The organism is Streptomyces sp. NBC_01142, assembly GCF_026341125.1.
GTDB lineage: Bacteria > Actinomycetota > Actinomycetes > Streptomycetales > Streptomycetaceae > Streptomyces.
Genome location: NZ_JAPEOR010000002.1, coordinates 3,007,220 through 3,027,255 on the forward strand (window position 1 = coordinate 3,007,220; position 20,036 = coordinate 3,027,255).

The 20,036-nt window shown below is 69.4% G+C and carries 15 protein-coding genes, 1 tRNA gene and 3 pseudogenes; 8 read left to right on the forward strand and 11 right to left on the reverse strand.

Going from position 1 to position 20,036, the window contains the following annotated elements; all coding sequences use genetic code 11:
* From OG883_RS31325 to OG883_RS31335, 3 genes and pseudogenes are all read right to left on the reverse strand, one after another.
* Positions 1-921 carry a bifunctional MaoC family dehydratase N-terminal/OB-fold nucleic acid binding domain-containing protein gene (locus OG883_RS31325; protein ID WP_266547826.1) on the reverse strand — a complete coding sequence of 307 codons (921 nt, stop codon included), beginning with the start codon at positions 919-921 and terminating at the stop codon, positions 1-3.
* A gap of 121 nt (positions 922-1,042) precedes the next feature.
* Positions 1,043-2,233, reverse strand: a complete 1,191-nt coding sequence (locus OG883_RS31330; protein WP_266547828.1) for an acyl-CoA dehydrogenase family protein — start codon at positions 2,231-2,233, stop codon at positions 1,043-1,045.
* A 222-nt stretch (positions 2,234-2,455) separates the two neighbouring features.
* Positions 2,456-2,761: pseudogene (locus tag OG883_RS31335) on the reverse strand (hypothetical protein).
* Positions 2,762-3,109: 348 nt separating this feature from the next.
* Between OG883_RS31335 and OG883_RS31340 the strand changes: the two are divergent.
* A pseudogene (locus OG883_RS31340) lies at positions 3,110-4,011 on the forward strand (bifunctional DNA primase/polymerase).
* A gap of 191 nt (positions 4,012-4,202) precedes the next feature.
* On the opposite strand, the gene OG883_RS31345 reads toward OG883_RS31340, so the two are convergent.
* The 3 genes and pseudogenes from OG883_RS31345 to OG883_RS31355 all read right to left on the reverse strand — a co-directional run.
* Entirely contained in the window at positions 4,203-4,523 is a 321-nt protein-coding gene (locus OG883_RS31345; RefSeq protein ID WP_266547830.1) for a hypothetical protein, read from the reverse strand.
* A 332-nt stretch (positions 4,524-4,855) separates the two neighbouring features.
* Entirely contained in the window at positions 4,856-5,692 is an 837-nt protein-coding gene (locus OG883_RS31350; RefSeq protein ID WP_266547833.1) for a hypothetical protein, read from the reverse strand.
* A 152-nt stretch (positions 5,693-5,844) separates the two neighbouring features.
* Positions 5,845-5,985, reverse strand: a pseudogene (locus tag OG883_RS31355) (IS5/IS1182 family transposase); the annotation flags it as partial.
* A 212-nt stretch (positions 5,986-6,197) separates the two neighbouring features.
* On the opposite strand from OG883_RS31355, the gene OG883_RS31360 reads away from it, so the two are divergent.
* A complete protein-coding gene (locus tag OG883_RS31360) occupies positions 6,198-7,478 on the forward strand; it encodes a hypothetical protein (RefSeq protein ID WP_266547835.1) in 1,281 nt (426 codons plus the stop codon).
* 323 nt (positions 7,479-7,801) lie between these two features.
* On the opposite strand, the gene OG883_RS31365 is transcribed toward OG883_RS31360, so the two are convergent.
* Positions 7,802-7,888 (reverse strand) — tRNA-Ser (locus OG883_RS31365).
* Between the two features lie 77 nt (positions 7,889-7,965).
* Positions 7,966-8,415: a DoxX family membrane protein gene (locus OG883_RS31370; RefSeq protein WP_266547837.1), complete on the reverse strand. Its 450-nt coding sequence runs from the start codon at positions 8,413-8,415 to the stop codon at positions 7,966-7,968.
* 227 nt (positions 8,416-8,642) lie between these two features.
* Between OG883_RS31370 and OG883_RS31375 the strand changes: the two genes are divergently transcribed.
* Complete coding sequence (locus OG883_RS31375) at positions 8,643-9,965, forward strand: amidohydrolase family protein (RefSeq protein ID WP_266547840.1); 1,323 nt, start codon at positions 8,643-8,645, stop codon at positions 9,963-9,965.
* 60 nt (positions 9,966-10,025) lie between these two features.
* Here OG883_RS31375 and OG883_RS31380 read toward each other — a convergent pair whose 3' ends face one another.
* On the reverse strand, positions 10,026-11,594 hold the full coding sequence (locus OG883_RS31380; protein WP_266547843.1) for a S1C family serine protease: 1,569 nt from the start codon (positions 11,592-11,594) through the stop codon (positions 10,026-10,028).
* Positions 11,595-11,902: 308 nt separating this feature from the next.
* Here OG883_RS31380 and OG883_RS31385 point away from each other — a divergent pair, with 308 nt between their 5' ends.
* The 3 genes from OG883_RS31385 to OG883_RS31395 all read left to right on the forward strand — a co-directional run bounded on the left by OG883_RS31385 (position 11,903) and on the right by OG883_RS31395 (position 14,500).
* On the forward strand, positions 11,903-12,712 hold the full coding sequence (locus OG883_RS31385) for a glycerophosphodiester phosphodiesterase (RefSeq protein WP_266547846.1): 810 nt from the start codon (positions 11,903-11,905) through the stop codon (positions 12,710-12,712).
* A 53-nt stretch (positions 12,713-12,765) separates the two neighbouring features.
* Positions 12,766-13,371 carry an ATP-binding protein gene (locus OG883_RS31390; RefSeq protein WP_266547849.1) on the forward strand — a complete coding sequence of 202 codons (606 nt, stop codon included), beginning with the start codon at positions 12,766-12,768 and terminating at the stop codon, positions 13,369-13,371.
* 136 nt (positions 13,372-13,507) lie between these two features.
* Positions 13,508-14,500 (forward strand): DUF5926 family protein, encoded by a 993-nt coding sequence (locus tag OG883_RS31395; RefSeq protein ID WP_266547851.1) that lies wholly within the window; start codon positions 13,508-13,510, stop codon positions 14,498-14,500.
* 195 nt (positions 14,501-14,695) lie between these two features.
* Here OG883_RS31395 and OG883_RS31400 read toward each other — a convergent pair whose 3' ends face one another.
* Positions 14,696-15,352 carry a hypothetical protein gene (locus OG883_RS31400; RefSeq protein ID WP_266547854.1) on the reverse strand — a complete coding sequence of 219 codons (657 nt, stop codon included), beginning with the start codon at positions 15,350-15,352 and terminating at the stop codon, positions 14,696-14,698.
* Positions 15,353-15,636: 284 nt separating this feature from the next.
* Positions 15,637-16,350: a bifunctional DNA primase/polymerase gene (locus OG883_RS31405; RefSeq protein ID WP_266547857.1), complete on the reverse strand. Its 714-nt coding sequence runs from the start codon at positions 16,348-16,350 to the stop codon at positions 15,637-15,639.
* A 467-nt stretch (positions 16,351-16,817) separates the two neighbouring features.
* Between OG883_RS31405 and OG883_RS31410 the strand changes: the two genes are divergently transcribed.
* Entirely contained in the window at positions 16,818-18,383 is a 1,566-nt protein-coding gene (locus tag OG883_RS31410) for a PP2C family protein-serine/threonine phosphatase (protein ID WP_266547860.1), read from the forward strand.
* Between the two features lie 128 nt (positions 18,384-18,511).
* Positions 18,512-19,975, forward strand: coding sequence for an aminopeptidase P family protein (locus OG883_RS31415; protein ID WP_266549620.1), 1,464 nt, complete (start codon positions 18,512-18,514; stop codon positions 19,973-19,975).
* Positions 19,976-20,036 lie beyond the last annotated feature (61 nt).

Here is a 20,036-nt window from a genome sequence, read left to right on the forward strand (position 1 = left end):
TCAGCCCGCACCCCCCTCCGAGGCCCGGAAGACAGGAAGCTCCAATTCCTCGTCCACCCGGAGAAATTCAAGCTGCACAGGCATCCCGATCCGCACCTTGTCGTACGGCACCCCGACCACATTGCTGACCATCCGCACGCCCTCCGCCAGCTCGATCAGGCCCACCGCATAGGGCGGGTCAAAGGCAGGGAAAGGCGGGTGGTGCATCACGACGTACGAGTACACGCTCCCCGCGCCGCTCGCCTCGACCGTGTCCCACTCGGGGGACCCGCACGCACTGCACCCAGGCAACCAGGGGAAGCGCAGCGCCTCGCATCCCCCGCAGCGCTGGATCAGCAGCCGGTGCTCGGCCACTGCGTCCCAGAACCCGGCGTTGTCCCGGTTGATCACCGGGCGCGGCCGCTTGCCCGGGCGCTTCGGCCGCGCGGCCGGCGCGTACTTGAGGATCCTGAAGCGGTGTGTGCCCGCCGGCTCCCCGTTCGCCCGGACGTCCATCCGCGTGGTGACGAAGTAGCCCGTCCCCAGCTTGGTGGTCTTCCGCTCCGACACCGACTCGATGGCCGCGTCGAACGTGATCCGGTCCCCAGGCCGAAGCGGCCGCAGATAGTCCTGCTCGCAGTCGGTCGCAACCACCGAGGTGAATCCCGCCCCGTCGAGCAGCCCGAACAGTTCGTCGTGCACCACGGTCCGGTCCGTGTGCCCCGAAAGACCGCCCATCGTCCACGCCTGCAGCATGGCCGGCGGAGCTATGGCGTCCGGCCCGCCGTACGCGGGGTTGGCATCCCCCATCACCTCGCACCAGTGCCTGATCATCGCCTCGTTGACCAGATCCTTGCCGACGACTGAGGTGGCAGTTGCCCTCCCCTCGTACGCCTTCAGCCGTACGTACAACTCGTCGGACACCTCAGTCCCGTCAGTCACGTCCGTCATGTCCTTCGTGCCCGTCACGTAAGTCATGTCGTCACGCAAGCCATGTCAGCCACCCCAGTCACCCCTGCCACCCCTGCCACCCTCGGCATCTCCGGCATCTCCGGCATCTTGGTCACCTCTTCCCCCTCTTCATGCCGAGCCGCATCGTCGCGACGATCTCCCGCTGCACCTCGCTCACCCCGCCCCCGAAGGTGTTGATCTGCGCCGCCCTGTTCATCCGCTCCAGCTCCCCGTCCCCCAGAACGCCGATGTCGACCGAGCCGGGCGAACCTGCCCGGATCAGGCCCGCTTCCCCCGTGATTTCCTGGCACATTCGATACACCTCGACAGCGGATTCGGTTCCCGCGAATTTCACGCCGCTCGCATCCCCGGGCGCCGGTCCACCCGCCCCCACATCCCCCACCAAACGCCAGCTGAGCAGGCGCGTTGCCGCCAACCGGGCATGTACTTCGGCCACCCTGAACTGCACCCACGACTCGTCAATCCGGCGCTCGCCAGCCACTGGATCGGGTGTACGAGCCCGCTGAAGCGCCGCCTCGTAGAAGTCCTCGGCCTGCATTCCGATCGCCGCCAGCGCCACCCGCTCATGGTTGAGCTGGTTGGTGATCAGCCCCCAGCCGCCGTTCTCCTCGCCGACCAGATTCGCGGCGGGCACCCGTATCCCGTCGTAGTACGTCGATGTCGTCGTCAGCCCGCCCACCGTCTGGATGGGCGTCCACGCGAAGCCGGGCACATCCGTCGGCACGAGGATGATCGAGATGCCCTTGTGCTTGGGCGCCTCGGGATCCGTACGGCAGGCGAGCCAGATCCAGTCCGCGTTCTGGCCGTTGCTGGTGAAGATCTTCTGCCCGTCGACGGCCCAGAAGTCGCCGTCGGCAGTTCGCTCCCGCGCGGCCCTCGTACGCAGCGAGGCGAGGTCGGTCCCGGCTTCCGGCTCGCTGTAGCCGATGGCGAAGACGAGCTCCCCGCTGAGAATGCGCGGCAGGAAGAACGACTTCTGCTCCTCGGTCCCGTACTTCATCAACGTCGGGCCGACGGTGTTCAGCGTCACCATGGAGACGGGCGCTCCGGCCCGGTACGCCTCGTCGAAGAAGACGAACTGCTCATCGGGACCACGCCCCTGGCCCCCGTATGCGACAGGCCAGCCGAGGCCGAGCATCCCGTCCGCACCGATCCGCCGCAGCAGCCGGCGCTGCTCGGTACCGTCGTCGGCGTGCGGTGGACCGTCCGGCATCACATCACGGAAGTACGAACGAAGTTCGGCGCGCAGCTGCTGCTGCCGCTCCGTCGGGGCGAGGTGCACGGCGGCCGCCTCCCGGGCGTACGGATCAGGGTTTCTGACTGTCCGTCAGATCTGTACTCACTGTCAAGGTCCGGGCCGCCGCCCACTTCGCCACCGTCGCACCCCTGCGATGCCGCACACGCACAACCGCCTGCGCGAACGGCGCGCCGAAGCACCGTCGCACAGGCGGTCATTCACCCCTCGGTCAAACCCCTCTCGGTCAAACCCCCCTCGGGCCGTCGGTCACCAGAAGTTCGTGCAATTCACCAGGGTGTTCGACTGGTCGACAGCTGCGAAGCCGGAGCCGTCCACGCCGGCGGTGTTGTTCTGGTTGGTCGCGCCGGCGCCGGTCGCCACTTGTTGGGTGGTGGTCGAATTCCGTTGTTGTCGCCGCCGACGCCGCTACCGAGGACCGTGACCACGGTCGCGTTTGATCCGTCGCCTGCAAAGGAGCCGCTGTCGGCCTGGGCAAACACCCGAGAACAGGGCGGCCGCGAGGGGCAGAGCGGAAACAGCGGCGAGAACGCGGGCGGCACGGATGCTTGCCATGTCATTTCCTCCAGGAACCGGCACTGCGAATGGACGGAAGTACGGCTTGCTCCAAGGCAGTTGGCCAACCGTTGCCCAACCGCCCGGGATCTTGGTCACGACGTCGCGAGATCAGAGTTGCCCACCGAATCCCCGGCAAACCACCCTGGAGACCCTGATTCCCCCTCAAGCGTGATGACATGTCGATAAACACCTTCATGCCACCAGAACCCCGGCCCGGGCCGCCACAAGCCGCCGAACCCCGCCACCGCAAGGGAGGAAGCGTTCCGGCATGTTTTCGGCCAATCCGCCCCGGGGCCTCCGCAGAGGCCCCTTCCCTTCTTCGAACACTTGTACGAACATAGGGCTATGGCCACCACCGACCGGCAGACCGCCACCCTGGCCCTTGCCCACGCTCTCTCCGCCGCCGAGCGCGGGCTCCCTGTCATCCCGCTGTCCCCCACCAAGCTCCCCGCCCTGCGCTCCCCCCACCGGGGCGACCCCGAGCCGGTCCTGTGCCGTGGCGAATGCGGCCTCCCGGGCCACGGCGTCCACGACGCCACCACGGACCCGGCGGCCGTACGCGCCCTTTTCGCCGCCGCCCCCTGGGCCACCGGCTACGGCATCGCCTGCGGCCGGCCCCCGCACCATCTGATCGGCATCGACCTCGACACCAAGTCCGCGACGGACTCCTCGTCCGCGACCGACTCGGTGGCCGCGCTTGAGGACCTGGCCCTGCGGCATCTGTTCACGATCCCGGAGACAGTCACGGTCCTCACCCCCAGCGGCGGCCGCCACCTCTGGCTGACCGGCCCGCCCGACGTGGTCGTCCCCAACTCGGCGAGCCGTCTCGCCCCCGGCATCGACATCCGCGGCGCCGGCGGCTATCTGGTGGGCCCGGGCTCGGTCGCCGCCCACGGCGCGTACCGCCTCGCCCCCGGCACGGCGGATCTGTCACCCGCACCCTGCCCCCGCGCACTCCTGCGCCTCGTGACCCCTCAGCACGCCCCCACCGCCCCGAGAACCCCACGAACCTTGCATCTCCGCGCTCGCCCCAGGGGCAGGGCCTGGTCCAGTTCGTGCTCGCGGCCCACGAGGGCCAGCGCAACACCCGTCTGTTCTGGGCGGCTTGCCGCGCGTACGAGAACGGCTTCGGCGACAAGCTCGCGGACGCCCTCACCGAGGCCGCCGTCCACGCCGGCCTCACCGAACGCGAGGCCCGCGCCACGATCGCCTCGGCCGACCGCCTCACCTCGGTCCGCGGCCGCTGAACCCGCCGGGTATCGCAGCCCCTCATCCACGGCCCGAGCGCGAAAGGGGTGCCCGGAAACTCCGGACACCCCTGCACCTCTGGGACCGTGAACGCCTTCGGCCCGGCACGTCTCGGCGCCTGATGTCCGGTCCCGGCCGATGCGGGGCGGGCGCCGCTTCTTACGCTCGCCCCGCACATGGGTCGGCAGGGTTACTGCACCCAGTCGATTCGTTCCACCGTGTCGTTGTACCCCGCCGGCTCCTCGAGCTTCTCGCCGGCCTTCAGGATGCGCTCACCCTTGCCGATCAGCTTCGCGTCGCTGTCCGTCAGGTTCACCCATGACGAGACATTCTTGGACATGCTTCCGCCGCCGGGGAGGGGAAGCTGACCGAGGTCCACTTCGAAGCCGGCTCCGATCCCGTACCCCGTGCCCTGACAGTTGTAGTGCCGGTAGAGGCCCAGAGTCTTGGGCGGACAGGGCGCACCGTCAGGGGTGATCTGGACTACGCCGGGCGGCAATTGAGTACTCATGGCTCGCTCCGCTCTTCAGCTCCCGCCGGCGTTTCCGGCGGGACTTGGACCGCCAACGTTCCACAGGAAACCGGTGCGAACGGACTTCACGGGGGCTTGATCGTTTCTGCAATGGACACGACCGCCCGCATAGCCGAGTTATCCGCTCGGCATGTGGCACGTAGACGCCAACGCCCCTGGTCCGGACACCAGTCAGTGCAGCGTTGAACAGTGTTGCGCCATCTGCCTCGCGAGCGCACTCAAGCGGTTTGGAGCACCCCGGCCTTGCCACACACCCCTCTTGACGAGAAACGGGCGACCGGCCCGGGGCGGCCGTCAGCCGAGACGATGGGTCAGGGGCGCTCGAAGAACTGGAACAGGCCTCCGACGGAGAAGCACAGTGCTCCCGCGAGCGTTCCCCAGTTGGCGATGTCGACGTTCACCATGCTTCCTGTCGTGGGACGCGTGAAGGCAGCCAGCGCCGAACCCAGGAAGAGAAAGGATCCGAGCTGATTGATCGCGACGATCCACCAGCCCAGGTCTCGGGGGCGGACGCCTGGCCGGCCATGGCAGACCTCGACCAGTGCGAGGTGCCCCGAGACCAGGAACAGGATGCACCCGACCATGTCGGGGGCCCAGATCAGCCTGTTCACCTGCTGGACCGAGAGCCCCTCCAGCAAAGAATTCAGCAGGTTGATGCCGAACACGAGCGTTCCCACGAACAGCAGGAAGGTACTGAGCCAGTCGATCCGAGTGGGCTCGTAGCTCCACCATCTCCAGCTCCGTGCGGCCAGCGCACCAGCCCCGCTGTCCCGGCGAGGAGCGTTGATCGTCTGGAGCAATGAGGCGTATCCACCGGCGTTGAAGAACAGGCCGCCTGCGAAGTAGATCCAGGCGCTCGTCGCATCGCCCGGGCCGAACTGAGCCGCCCCGGCCCCGAGAGCGAAAAGGGCACCGCCGACTGCGAACGCGCCCGCGGCAATGACATTCAGCCTGCGCAGACGGCCGACCGACACGCTGTCCGCTCTTCGGGAACGGGGCTCCAGCTCGCCCGCGGCCCGCACGGTGAGCAGGCCACGCTTGCGTGCCGGGCGTGACTCCCAGACCGCAGTGCCCCCATCCAGTAGGCGCCAGGTCAGCCGGGTTGTGAACGGCCCCGCGCCCTCCGCGTGCTCCTCAATTCGGGTCACCTGCCGACCTTAGCCTTCTGGTGTGGAAAATCCCTTTTGCGGCTGCGGCTTCGTAAGCCGCCAGGTGCCTGGATGAGCAGGCACCCACGTAGGTGAAGTCTCAGACCGGAGCTCCTGACGGAGCTCGCCGGCCAGTAGGTGCCTGCCGTCGGCGGCAGGCACCACGGCCGCCCGCCACCGGGACCGTTTCCACCCCGCTCCCGCACCACCCGCAACAGCCCCTCGAACTGCCTCATCCACAGCCCGGTGAACATCTCCATCCACAACGGCTCAACCCTCAACACCCCACGCATACAAGGGAAATGTTCGGAACACAGCCTCCTGCAACACGCTTTAGTGCCCGCGCCGACCGGCGCCACGCCGCAGCCGGCCCCGGGCCGTCCGTGAGTGAGTGAGGATTCCCGCCGGCGCACAACCCTTGCGCCCCGTCGCGTGTCTCATGTGCGGAACTGTCGTTCGCGCGCAGTTCACCCGTCCATCGTCGTCGTTTCACCAGGGGATCCGCATGCTGCACACCACTCCCGGCCTCCGTACCCTGCGCAGGACCGCGGGCGTCATCGGCGCCGGTGCGCTGATCGCGCTGGGCGCCGCGCCCGGTGCCGTGGCCGAGGACGCCGAGACGGGGCTGGTGCTGGGCGAGATCGCCCCCGTCAACGGGGTGAAGCCGGGGAGCACCTTCGACGTGCCGGTGAGCTTCACGAACAAGGGCACCGAGGCGCTGAAGAAGGTCTGGCTGTCGTACTCGGTCACGCGAGGCCTGAGCCACACCGAGGTGCCCTCGAACTGCGAGCGGTGGGAGGTGATCGCGTACGACGAGATGACGGCCAAGTCCACGGTGATCTGCGAGTTCGACCAGACCGTGGCACCCGGTGGGGTCTACGCGCCCGAGAGGCCACTGACGCTGAAGGCGCTCGACCACGCCCTGTACGACGACCTCCGGGTGGCGGTCACGAACTACGATGAGGGCGCCGACGAGAACGCCTCCGGTCCCGTACAGGGAACCGCTCCCGCTGTGAAACTGGTGGAAAAGTCTGCGGCCTCCCCGGCTGATGACGCCACTGCGGCGGAAGAACTGGACTGGGACGCGGCCGATGTGCGGGTGACCTCGGTGAACACGGCCGACTTGCAGGTCACGGGAGCGAAGCTGAAGGGCCGTGTCGGGGACAAGGTCACCCTGGACGTGAAGTTCACCAACGCCGGGCCCGCCTGGGTGATGAGGCCTGTCGACGTGCCGCCGGTCTTCGCTCTGATCAAGGTCCCTGACGGCACGACGGTGGTCGAGAACAAGCGCTGCACGAAGGTCGAGACAGGAAGTTACCGGTGCGGCACCGGACAGTCCTGGATCGACGAGGGCGCGACGGAGACCTACACCTTCAAGCTGAAGATCGAGAAGAAGGTGCCGGGGGCCAAGGGCTCGGTGCAGCTCGGTGGGGAGCAGCCCCGTCCGTACGACGAGAACAAGGCGAACGACAAGGCCGACATCCTGATCGACGTCGAGGGCAGTGGGTCGACGGGCGGCAGCGGCTCGGCGTCCTCCACCGGCGGAAGCGGTACGACCGGTGGCTCGGGCACCACCGGCGGTTCCGGGTCCGCTGACGGCGGATCCACGAGCGGCTCCGGTTCCACAGGTGGATCGACCACGACCGGCGGCACCTCCTCCACCGGCGGCAACCTCGCCAACACCGGATCGGGCTCGGCCCTGCCCCTCGCGGGTGCGGCCGCCGCGGCCGCCGTCGCAGGTGCGGGTGCGGTACTGCTTGTACGCCGCCGCGCGGCCCAGCGGTAGCCCGCGCGCACCCAACGCTGAGGGGGCGGCGGCCAGGCCGGGCCGCCGCCCCCTCAGCGTAGGACGGCCCAGTCCCCCGGGGAGACCGCCCAAGCAAGGAAACGGCAATCGCTTCCGAAGTCGGTGAGGATCCACATCTCGCGTCCCTCCGGGGCCTCGTAGCGGCCGGTACGACCGTCGCTGACCGATTCGGCCAGAGCTACGGACCAGAAGGCAGCCGTGCCCTCCTCGTGCCCGTTCGGTCGGGAAACAGCGGTCGCTGACGGACACCGTTCATGAGAACGACCCCTGACCGAGTTGCCTGGTCAGGGGCCGTTCACCTGCGGTGGGTGTGGGATTTGAACCCACGGTGACATCGCTGCCACGACGGTTTTCAAGACCGTTCCCTTAGGCCGCTCGGGCAACCCACCCACGCCCCGCCGACCAGCGACGGAGCGGGCTACAGACTACCGGCTGCCGACTTCCGGCGCTCGGGTGGACGCGGCGCCTAGAGGAAGAGGCCCAGCGCGCTGTCCAGCGACCAGTTCTGCCAGCTCATCGCGAACAGCGCGACCCCGGAGATCAGCGCCATCATCAGGTTCTGACCCTGCTCCGCCCAGTCATGGATCATCAGGACGAGATAGATCAGGCTGAGCACCAGGCCGCCGGCGAGGGCGACCGGCGTCAGGAAGCCGACGATGAGACCGAGGCCGAGAGCCAGCTCCGCGTAGGCGACGATGTACGCCATCACCCGTGGGCGGGGCTTCACCACCCGGTCGAAGCCGCTCCGCACCAAGGACCACCGGTGCTTGTCGGCTATGCCGGCCGCCCAGGTGATGCCGCCGCCCGCGAACCAGGTCTTCTTGTCCTTGTGCCGCCAGCTTTCCAGCCACCACAGGCCCAGGCCGATCCGGAGCACGGCCATCCATTCGGCCCCGTCGAGCCACATCGTCTCCATGGACCCCCCTCTCCGCTCGCAGGCACACAGGCGCACAGGCGCACAGGCGCACAGGCGTGCCGACGCGCCGACACCGAACTGACGATTCGTCAGTTCATCGGATGGACGGGGCTGGCGCAAGAGGGCTGCTACGTCTTGCTGTCGACCCGGTGAAGTCCTAGCCTGAATCTGATGGATCGTCAGATTCGGGCCGGGGAAACCGGCGGCAGCAAGGGGTAATCGACGTGATGGGCAATCAGGACGGCACGGAACTCCCCAAGGTCATCAGCGTGGACGACCATGTGATCGAGCCCGCGCATCTCTTCGAGACCTGGCTTCCCGCCAAGTACCGCGACAAGGGGCCGAAGCCCTTCACCGCCGGCATCGGGGAGTTGGAGTACATCGGCGGGAAGTACCGCTTCACCACCGACCCGGACGGTCAGGTCACCGACTGGTGGGAGTACGAGGGGGAAAACTTCCCGTACAAGCGGATCATTGCCGCCGTCGGCTTCTCGCGCGACGAGATGACGCTCGACGGCATCACCCGGGAGCAGATGAGACGCGGATGCTGGGACCCGACGGCACGGCTCGCGGACATGGATCTCAACCACGTCGAGGCGTCACTGTGCTTCCCGACGTTCCCGCGCTTCTGCGGGCAGACCTTCGCGGAGGCCAAGGACAAGGAGGTCGGCCTCGCCTGCGTACGCGCGTACAACGACTGGATGGTGGAGGAGTGGTGCGGTGACAGCGGCGGGCGGCTGATTCCCCTGTGCCTCATCCCGCTCTGGGACATCGACCTCGCAGTCGCCGAGATCAGGCGCAACGCCGCCCGTGGTGTGCGGGCGGTGACTTTCAGCGAGATCCCGACCCATCTGGGGCTGCCGTCGATCCACTCCGGCTACTGGGACCCCTTCTTCGCCGCGTGCGAGGAGACCGGCACGGTGGTGAACATGCACATCGGGTCGTCGTCGCAGATGCCCGCCGCCTCGCCGGACGCGCCACCGGCCGTGCAGGCGTCGCTGTCCTTCAACAACGCCATGGCCTCGATGATGGACTTCCTCTTCAGCGGGGTTCTGGTGAAGTTCCCGCGGCTCAAGCTGGCGTACAGCGAGGGCCAGATGGGGTGGATTCCGTACGCCCTGGAGCGCGCCGACGACGTGTGGGAGGAGCACCGCGCCTGGGGCGGCGTCAAGGATCTGATCCCCGAGCCCCCGTCGACGTACTACTACCGGCAGATCTTCTGCTGCTTCTTCCGCGACAAACACGGCATCGCCTCGATCGACACCGTGGGCGTCGACAACGCGACCTTCGAGACCGACTATCCGCATGTCGACTCGACATGGCCGCACACGAAGAAGGTGGCTGCCGAGCACATGGCCGGGCTGCCCGAGGACGTGATCTACAAGATCATGCGCGGGAACGCCATCCGTATGCTGCAACTGCCGCTGGACCGGGACAGGAAAGGCGACCGGCACCAGGACCGAAAAGGCGGCCAGGACGGGAATGGCGACCGCGGCCGGGGCCACGACCGGGGTCACGACGTGGGCCGCGACCGGACGGTACGCGGCTAGCGGCCGCCCAGGACCGGCCACGCTGCGCGCGTAGCGTGGCCGTCGGCCCCGGAGCGAGCGTCAGCTGTCGCCCTTGCGCTCGCCGAGGACGACCTCCGCCGTCTTCTCCACACCGTCACGCTCGTAGCTCAGCGTGATCTTGTCGCCCGACTTGTGGGTCCAGATCTCGCTGATCAGGGTCGGGCCGCTGTCGATCGGCTTGCCGTTGAACTTGGTGATGATGTCGCCCGCCTTGAGTCCGGCCTTCGCGGCCGGGCCGTTCGGAACCACCGCCGCGGAACCGCCCGCGGCCTGGGCGGCGATCTTGGCACCCGCGTCCTTGCCCGCCATGTCGACCGTCGCGCCGATCACCGGATACACCGGCTGCCCCGTCCTGATCAGCTGCTGGGCGACGTTCTTCGCCTGGTTGATGGGGATGGCGAAACCGAGGCCGATCGAGCCGGCCTGCGTCTGACCGAAGCCGCCGCTGCCCGCCGACTGAATCGCGGAGTTGATGCCGATCACCGCGCCGCTCCCGTCCAGCAGCGGGCCGCCGGAGTTGCCCGGGTTGATGGAGGCGTCGGTCTGCAGGGCGCTCATGTACGAGTTCTTGCCGCTGGAGCCGTCGCCGGACGCGACCGGGCGGTTCTTCGCGCTGATGATGCCGGTGGTGACGGTGTTCGACAGACCGAAGGGCGCGCCGATCGCGATGGTCGAATCGCCGACCGCGACCCTCTCGGAGTTGCCGAGGGGCAGCGGGGACAGCCCCGAGGGGGCGTTCTTCAGCTTCAGTACGGCGACGTCGTAGCCCTGCGCCCGGCCCACCACCTCGGCGTCGTACTTCTTGCCGTTGGAGAAGATCGCGGACAGCGTGCCGCCGCCGGCCGCGGATGCCACCACATGGTTGTTGGTGAGGATGTGGCCTTCCTTGTCGTACACAAAGCCGGTGCCCGTACCGCCCTCGGCCTCGCTGTCGCCCTCGCCGATGCCGCCGCCGCCCGACTTGGCCTCGATGGTGACCACGCTCGGCAGGGCCTTGCCGGCGACCGCGGCGACCGTGCCGGGATCACGCTTGAGCTCCCGGGGGGCGTCGGCCGCCGAGACCGTGGTCGAGCCGATGTCGTCGTTGCGCTCGGCGGCCCAGTAGCCGATACCGCCGCCGACGCCGCCCGCGACCAGCGCGGCCACGAGCACACCGGCGACCAGTCCGCCGGAGCGCCTTCGCGGGGGCTCCGGCACCGGAACCGGCGCTCCCCAGGCCGGACCGCCGCTGCCGCCGCTGCCGTAGGAGGGGGGCCCCGGCGGGGAAGGCGGCCACCCGGCGCCCGGCTGCTGCACTCCCGCGGGCACACCCGCGGACGCGTCCGCAGGTGCTTCTGCCGGGTAGGCGGCCGGTACGTATCCGGGCAGCGGGGCGGTGGGCTGCTCGGGCTGGGGGGAGTGCCCGGGCTGCCCGCCCGCCGCCGCTGCCGGCTCGTGGGCCTCACGGGCCGCGTACGGCTCCGGTGAGACGGGTGTCTCGCGCATGTCCTGCGTGTCGTGCGCGCCGGACCCCGGAGCGGACGCAGGCGTGCCCTCGGGAGCGGCGACCGGCACAGGAGGTACGGACGGGGCGGCCGGAACCGCGTTGCCCTCGTTCTCGGTGCTCACAGCTCTTTCTCCTCAGGTTCCACGTCGGTCTCGTCGGTCTCGTCGGTCTGCGCCAAGAGTTCCGCTGTGCAAGTGTCTGCGGTCAGCTTTTCCCACAGCACGTCAGGCCACTGTAAGCAGGACCTGTGTGTATTCCGGCAATCCTTTACGTCCGGCAAAAGGGACGCACCCCCAGGGCGTCCGCCCGGCGTTCGACAGGCGCCGCCCGGCGGCTGCCCGGCGCCTCCAATGCGACTGCCGTGCGACTGCCCGGTGACGGATCTGCCACCGTTCCCACGCCTACCCCGCCACAGTGACACCATGACGCGGTGACTCAAGCACGGCAGCACAACATCCAGGTCGTCGCCCACCGAGGCGCCTCCGAAGACGCCCCCGAGCACACTCTGGCCGCCTACAAGAAGGCGATCGAAGACGGCGCGGACGCCCTCGAGTGCGATGTAAGGCTCACCGCCGACGGCCATCTCGTCTGCGTCCACGACCGCCGCGTCAACCGCACCTCCAACGGCCGCGGCGCCGTCTCCGCCCTGGAGCTCGCGGATCTCGCCGCCCTCGACTTCGGCACGTGGAAGGGCCATGAGGACGCCCCGGAGAGCCCCGACTGGAAAGACCCCTCCTTCACGTCCGTACTCACCCTGGAACGGCTGCTCGAGCTGGTGGCCGATTCCGGCCGTCGTATCGAGCTGGCCATCGAGACCAAGCACCCCACCCGCTGGGCGGGCCAGGTCGAGGAGCGGCTCCTCCATCTGCTGGGCCGCTTCGGTCTGGACGATCCGATGTCGGCCGACGACTCGCCCGTACGGATCATGAGCTTCTCGGCCCGCTCCCTGCACCGGGTCGCGACGGCCGCCCCGAACATCCCCACCGTCTATCTGATGCAGTTCGTGACACCGCGGCTGCGCGACGGACGGCTGCCTGCCGGGTCACGGATCGCCGGCCCCGGCATGCGGATCGTCCGCAACCACCCCGCATACATCGCCCGGCTGCACCGGGCGGGCCACCGTGTGCACGTCTGGACGGTCAACGAGCCGGAGGACGTCGAACTCTGCGCCCGCCTCGGCGTCGAGGCAATCATCACCAACCGCCCCAAACAGGTGCTGTCCCAACTGGGTCGCCTCTGACACCGGTGACAGGGAGTGCACCGGCGCGTTCGGTCCGTACTCGATCGTTACGAGTGCGTCACCGGCCCGCCGCTGGCCGGTTTCCGGTCCAGTCCATTGGGGCATTCACACCGTGGCGTGGGGCAAAGGAGGTCTCGGGGGTGGCGTTGGTGGTGGCACAGGAGGTGCCCACGTCGTCGAGCATGGCCGTACCCCACGGCCCTGCGGGCGTGGGTCAGGCACGACACCGGATGCGTGAGCAGCTGGGCCGCAGCGGGGTGACGGACACGGTCCTCGACGATGCAGTACTGATCCTTTCCGAACTGCTCAGCAATGCCTGCCGACACGGCAGGCCGTTGGGGCACGCGGAGGTGGGCGACGGCGACGTCCGCGCCGCGTGGCGCGTGGACAAAACGGGCCGGCTGACCGTCGAAGTGACGGACGGAGGCGGTCCGACCCGACCGGTTCCGGCCACTCCTTCGGTCACGGCCCGAGGCGGCCGCGGTCTCAGCATCATCAGCGCGCTGGCCCAGGAGTGGGGCGTGCGCGACAGCGCGGCCGGCGAGGTCACCGTCTGGGTGATCGTCACCGAAGGGCACCGCCGCGAGGATTTCGCTACGCGCGTCGCAGGCCCCGGCGCCGACTTCGACTACATGGAGTCGTACGACGACATCGACTGAAGGTCGTACGACGACGACATCGACTGCTGCAGCGGGACCCGGCACGCCTGCGGAGTGCTGCTCCCCCACCACGGCGGCGGCGGACGGCTAGGCTCGCGCCCGACACAGCACCGCCGCAATCGGGAGAAGCCACACCATGGCCAAGAAGCGCGCCCAGACGAAGGCCACCAAGCCGCAGGTGACGAACGGCGCCCGCGCCGCCGGCGCTGATGTGAACGTCCCGGTGGTCGGAGCCCGCGAGCCCTGCCCCTGCGGATCCGGCCGCCGTTACAAGGCCTGTCACGGCCGGGCAGCCGCGCACGCCGTGACCGAGCTGGTCCAGCGCCCCTTCGAGGGACTGCCCGGCGAGTGCGACTGGGTGGCGCTGCGCGAGCTGGTGCCCGCCGCGACCGTCCCGCTGACCCTCAAGGGCGGGCTGCCCGAGGGTGTGCCGTCCGTGACGCTCGCGACCGTACTGCCCATGGCCTGGCCCGCCCTGCGCCGCGACGACGGCTCCGTGCTGCTCGGACTGCAGAACGACACCTCTTCCGGCGACATCAGCCGCGATCTCGCCGACACCCTGCAGCGGGCGCTGACCGCCAAGCCGGGCGGCCCGGTCACCGCCCAGCGCGTACCGGCCGACGGCGTACGGCTGCAGGACCTCCTGGACGCGGACAGCGCCTTCGAGCCGGCCGTCCACTCCGGCTTCGAGTTCTGGGTCCCGGGCAACGCGGAGAACGCCACGCCCGAGGTGTCCGCATCCCTGGAGCGTGCCAATGCGGCGGCGATTCCGACGGTGCGGCTCTCCAGCGTCGACGCCGCGTACTGGTGCGAGACCCCGGAGAAGAACCACCTCCGCTGGGTCATGCCGCACCCCGAGGAGCAGCTTCTGGACGGGCTCGCCCGGCTGCACGCCGCCGGGGCGTCCTCGCTCGGCGAGGGGACCCGGCTGGTCGGCTCCTTCCGCGCGCACGGGCTGATGGTCCCGGTCTGGGACCTGCCGAGCGCGATGGGCGCCGAGGACTGCGAGAAGCCGGCGGCCGAGCTCGCCGAGCGCCTGGCAAAGGCCCTCGCGACCGAGGCACCGCTGACCCCGGAGGAGCGCCGGGCGCGCGGCGGGCTCACCAACCGCCAAGTCACCCTCAGCTGAGAGTGACGGTTTCTGTCGACCGATAGGTGACTCCAGTCACAACTCGCTCTATCGGCAGGTAAATCCCTGTCCGAATACCCGAGATCGAATTTGCTAACTGCCGATCTCTTGTTACCGTTCTAGAAGCCCGGTCGCTGGTGCATCCCCCGTCGCCAGCGACCGGGCGCTTCCATTTCCACGGAACGGTTCGTTCCGTCAACGGCCCGCAGGCTCACGGGAGTTGCTCCCGGATCGCAGCAGCAGCGGCCCTTCCTCCGCGCCGCCCCCGGCTGTGAACTCCACCACCGCCGAATACTGCGCATCAGCGCCGCGCGTCGGTTCTCGAGACGTCTCACAGGCGCCCGGCTCATCTCCCGCCTCGACCTCACAGTGCGTCTGCAGAGTGCGCCCGCCGGGGGCCATGAGCGTGAGTACGGAACGCAATTCCTGGCCTGTCGCATTGCGGTAGTAGGTACGCGCCCAGGTGTCGCGCCCCTCGGTCAGCACACAGGTCTGCGCCTCGACACCATCGGGAGAGGCGAGTTCCGGCCCACATCGCGCGGTCGCGTGCGGTGGAATGTGCCCGGCCCCGTCTGATAGTGCGGACTCGTCGGTAGTTTCGTCAGTTTCGTCGGCGGCGGACTCACTGGACGCGCCCGCCTCACCCGCCTCGCCGGAGGTGCCGGACTCGCCGGAGGTGCCGCCGGACGCACGGATCCCGCCCAGCGGGCCCCGCTCCGCCTCCCGCTCGGACTCGGCCATCGGCTCGGCGTTGGGCTTCGCATCGTCCGTGAGCGACCCCGCGGAGGCGGCCAGTGGCAGCAACACGGTGAACACCACTGCGGTGGCGAGCCCGATCACGCGGAGATTCATGGTGGGTCCACCTGCCGACTGCGCGGGAATTCATGACGGTGGTCCGAAGATATCGACGGAATGCAGGCACCTGGGATGCCGCGCACCCAATTCCCGTACAACTCGGGCCGGCTCTTACCCGTACGAGTGACGTACGCGTGACAGAGCCGGCCCTCCCTGCGCATGCGCTCGCGTACGTGCGTTCACATGCTTGCGCTCGCCTGTTTGCGCTCTCATACGTGCCCTCGCACACGCGTTCCCATGCATGCGTTCGCGCACGTACGCTCCCGCTCCTGTACGGGCTCTCAGTACGCGAGCCGGCTGCCGCCGTCCGGTGCGCTGGTGCTCGCCTCGACCAGCGCGTCCACCACCGCCTCCACATCGGGCAGCCACGGAGCCGCGGATCCGGGCAGCGGCGCCCGCTCCCAGCGCACCTGCCCCGTACCCGTCTCCGAGGGAGGCAGCACCAGATAGCCGCCCTCGCCGTGGAAGCGCAGCGAACTCGGCACGCAGTCCTTCGCGAAGAGCAGTTCGCCGAGCTGTTCGAGGGTGTACGGAGCCACCAGCAGGGACCAGCGGGTGGGGGTCGCCACGACCGGTCCCAGCCGCATGCCCATCCGGTCCAGCGCGGAGAGCGCGCGGGCCCCGGCGACCGCGGACAGGCTCACCGCGCACGGCGCCCGCCCGCCGCCGGAGGCTCCGGCCCGGGAGGTGCCCCCGGTGGCCAGCATGATCGGGGCAGTGGGCCGGTTGGTCCACCACCAGCGCACCATTCGCTCGTCGGTCGATGCCGCAAGGATTCCGGGATCGAAGGGGTGCGCGCCGGGTACGACGCACTCAGGGTCGGGGCAGAGGCAGGCACGCTCGCGGTCGCCGCGACTGCCGGCGGCTTTCAGTCCCACACCGGGCAGGACGGGCCAGTGCCACTCGGTGGCGCAGGTGAGCGCCGCTTCGAGCTGTACAGGCCCCCTCTTGCGCCGGAACCGGAGCCTGCGTCGCCTTCCGAGGATCTCGCGCATGAGCGCTCGTTCCTTTCCGTTGAACGCCGAGGTCCACATCACACAATGTGTGCAGCTCATAACTGTGCGTACAAAAGTGCGTACTCGTCGGCGCATCACCGCCCCTTGCCTGTGGCATGGGCGATCCCCCGCTTCGCCTGCGGCAGGATCGCCGCCCGGGGGCCGAACGTGGGCTGTAGTCCATTAAACGCATGGCGAGGGGTGGCGCGCGCCTGGCGCTTGCAGTCCCGCTGTAACTTTTCCCCGCCACTCGGGGATGGGGCGCGGCCTCCGGCTGCTAAGACGCCCGGGCCCGCCGCCAGGTTCCGGGGCGGTCCCAACTGCCCCTGGCCATCACCGTTTACGTACCCATCACGCTTGGAATGACGCTCTGCCGAACACCCTCAGTCGACCCCAATGGGCCGCCACCAGGTGCGTTTTTCAGCCAAGTTAACAGTCCCGCAGACACCATCAATCCCACTGGAGCAATGCTGGACATCCCCTCACGTGTGCGTGTACATGTGGATGCATTGATAGCGGCGCAGAATGACATGGGGGTTTGCGATGCTATTGAGCGAAACGCACCAGCTGGAAAGCCGGCTGCCATGAGCGCCCCTCACCTGCCGAAAGTGGCTGGAATCGATTCAGCGGTTCCGGCACCCGCGCACACTGCCTCGCCCCTGCCCGGCGTCCCTGCCGCACCGGCCCCGCCCGGAGCGGTGATTCAGGACCGGCTGGCCGGCTGGGTCTCCGACCTGACCACCCTCCACGAACTCACCGAACGACTGGCCCGGACCGGTTCGCTCGAGGACGCCCTCCATGAACTGCTGCGTGCCGGGGCCGCCCTGGTCGGCGCCCGCCGCGGCATGATCGTCCTCGAACCGCCGCAGGGCCCCGCGCGGGCCGACTGCTTCGAGGGCGGCCGCGGTCCGGCCCTCACCAGAGGCCTCGGGCTCACCCACGCCGAACTGGGCCATATCGACACGGTGCCCCGCAGCGCGATCGCGTACGGCCGGATTCTGGACGGCCGGATTCCGGACGGCCGCTTCCCCGACGGACAGCCCGGGCCGACCGGTCCCCCGCAGGCCGTCGCCGATCCCGACCTGCTCGGCGACGAGTCGCTGGACCCCCGCCACCGCGAGGTCGCCGTCCGTCTCGGATACGCCGCCAGTTACACCCTGCCGCTCACCACCGAGGCGGCCGGCACGCTCGGCGCGGCCTTCTGGCTGTACGACGAGCCGGCCGCCCCGGTGGAGCGCCAGTGCCACCTCGTCGGCCTCTATATGCGGTACGCAACCGAGCATCTGGCCCGCCTCCTCGAGCTGGAGCACGCCCGCGCCACGGTGGCGACCGTTGCCGAGGAGCTGCTGCCCAGCAGGCTGCCCCGGGTGCCCGGCGTCCAGCTGGCCGCCCGGCACCGCACAGGTCCGCGCGGCGGCGGCGACTGGTACGACGCGCTGCCTCTGCCCGAAGGCGCGCTGGGGCTCGCGGTCGGTTCGGTCAGCGGATCCGGGCCGAGTGCGCTGGCGGCGATGGGGCGGCTGCGCGCCTCCCTGCGGGCGTACGCCGTGATGGAGGGCGAGGACCCCGTCGCCGTACTCTCCGATCTGGAGCTGCTGCTACGGCTGACCGAGCCCGCCCGTACCGCCACCGCGCTCTTCGCCTACGCCGAGCCGTCCCGGGGAAAGATGGTGCTGGCCGGGGCGGGGCACACCCCGCCGCTGATCGTGGGCGAGCGGCGCACCGAGTTCGTCGAGACGTCCCTGTCGGCACCGTTGGGGATGCTCGCCTGCTGGGAGGCGCCGAGCGTGGAGCTCGCGCCCGAGCCCGGAGAAACGGTGCTGCTGTATACGGACGGGCTGCTGCGACGTACCGGCGATCCCATGGACCGGGCGTTCGCACGGCTGCACGCGGCGGCGGCGAGCGTGCCCCGGACGGTCCGCGGCGACCCGGGCGCCATCGCCGACCATGTGCTGCGCACGATGCTGCCCGAAGGCCTGGACCAGGGCGACGATGCCGAGGACGTGGTGCTGCTCGCCGCCCGGTTCGACTGACTCCTCACACGTTGTCCACAGGGCTCGGGGCCGTCTTCCCGTCGCACATACGATGGTGAGGTCACCCCTACGAACGTAGGGGAGGTCCAGTGTCGTATCAGGAAGGCCGACAGGCCCAGGAGGCAGACGTGGCCCAGGAGCTCACCCCGGAGACCCCGGAGACCCCGGAAGAAGAGCAGCCGATCAAGCAGCGCAAGAACGGCCTGTACCCGGGCGTGTCCGACGAGCTCGCCGAGAACATGACGAGCGGCTGGGCCGACACCGAGCTGCGCGATCTGAAGCCCATCGCGCAGGCCTCGCAGACCGCCGCCCGCCGTACCGCGCTCTCGGCGCGCTTCCCCGGCGAGCGTCTGGTGATCCCCGCGGGACATATCAAGACCCGCTCCAATGACACCGAGTACGCCTTCCGCGCCTCGACGGAGTACGCCTACCTCACCGGCGACCAGTCCGAGGACGGTGTCCTGGTGCTGGAGCCCAAGGACGGCGGGCACCGGGCCACCGTCTACCTGCTGCCGCGCTCCAACCGCGAGGACGGCGAGTTCTGGCTCTCGGGCCAGGGCGAGCTGTGGGTCGGCCGCCGCCACTCCCTCGCCGAGGCCGAGCAGCTGCTGGGCATCCCTGCCAAGGATGTGCGCGAGCTGGCCGAACAGCTGCGCGAGGCCACCGGCCCGGTGCGCAATGTCCGCGGCCACGACGCCGGTATCGAGTCCGCCCTGACCGACAAGGTCACCGCGGAGCGCGACGACGAGCTGCGCGTCTACCTCTCCGAGGCGCGTGCCGTGAAGGACGAGTTCGAGATCGGCGAGCTGCAGAAGGCGTGCGATTCCACCGCGCGCGGCTTCGAGGACGTCGTCAGGATCCTGGACAAGGCCGAGGCGACCAGCGAGCGCTACATCGAGGGCACCTTCTTCCTGCGCGCCCGTGTCGAGGGCAACGACATCGGCTACGGCTCGATCTGCGCGGCGGGCCCGCACGCCACGACCCTGCACTGGGTGCGCAACGACGGCCCGGTCCGCTCCGGCGAGCTGCTGCTGCTGGACGCCGGCGTGGAGACCCACACCCTCTACACCGCCGACATCACGCGCACCCTGCCGATCAACGGCCGCTTCAACGAGCTCCAGCGCAAGATCTACGACGCGGTGTACGAGTCGCAGGAGGCGGGCATCGCGGCGGTGAAGCCGGGAGCCAAGTACCGCGACTTCCACGACGCCTCGCAGCGTGTGCTCGCCGAGAAGCTCGTCGAGTGGGGTCTGGTCGAGGGCCCGGTGGAGCGCGTGCTCGAGCTGGGCCTGCAGCGCCGCTGGACGCTGCACGGCACCGGCCACATGCTCGGCATGGATGTCCACGACTGCGCGGCCGCGCGCACCGAGGCGTACGTCGACGGGACGCTGGAGCCGGGCATGTGTCTGACGGTGGAGCCCGGGCTCTACTTCCAGGCGGACGATCTGACGGTGCCGGAGGAGTACCGCGGCATCGGCGTCCGGATCGAGGACGACATCCTGGTCACCGAGGACGGCAACAGGAACCTGTCGGCGGCGCTGCCGCGGCAGGCCGACGAGATCGAGGCATGGATGGCCTCGCTCAAGGGCTGACCGCCGCACCTCGCGCCTTTCGCACTCCCGCCGGCCGACGGGGCCCGCCACGGGCCCCGTC

What these genes read in the sequence shown, in the direction of transcription:
- OG883_RS31375 (WP_266547840.1), top strand. Translation starts at nt 8,643, where the DNA reads ATGGGCAATCAGGACGGCACGGAACTCCCCAAGGTCATCAGCGTGGAC.
- OG883_RS31395 (WP_266547851.1), top strand. Translation starts at nt 13,508, where the DNA reads ATGGCCAAGAAGCGCGCCCAGACGAAGGCCACCAAGCCGCAGGTGACG.
- OG883_RS31370 (WP_266547837.1), bottom strand. Translation starts at nt 8,415, where the DNA reads ATGGAGACGATGTGGCTCGACGGGGCCGAATGGATGGCCGTGCTCCGG.
- OG883_RS31360 (WP_266547835.1), top strand. Translation starts at nt 6,198, where the DNA reads ATGCTGCACACCACTCCCGGCCTCCGTACCCTGCGCAGGACCGCGGGC.
- OG883_RS31345 (WP_266547830.1), bottom strand. Translation starts at nt 4,523, where the DNA reads ATGAGTACTCAATTGCCGCCCGGCGTAGTCCAGATCACCCCTGACGGT.
- OG883_RS31405 (WP_266547857.1), bottom strand. Translation starts at nt 16,350, where the DNA reads ATGCGCGAGATCCTCGGAAGGCGACGCAGGCTCCGGTTCCGGCGCAAG.
- OG883_RS31400 (WP_266547854.1), bottom strand. Translation starts at nt 15,352, where the DNA reads ATGAATCTCCGCGTGATCGGGCTCGCCACCGCAGTGGTGTTCACCGTG.
- OG883_RS31410 (WP_266547860.1), top strand. Translation starts at nt 16,818, where the DNA reads ATGCTGGACATCCCCTCACGTGTGCGTGTACATGTGGATGCATTGATA.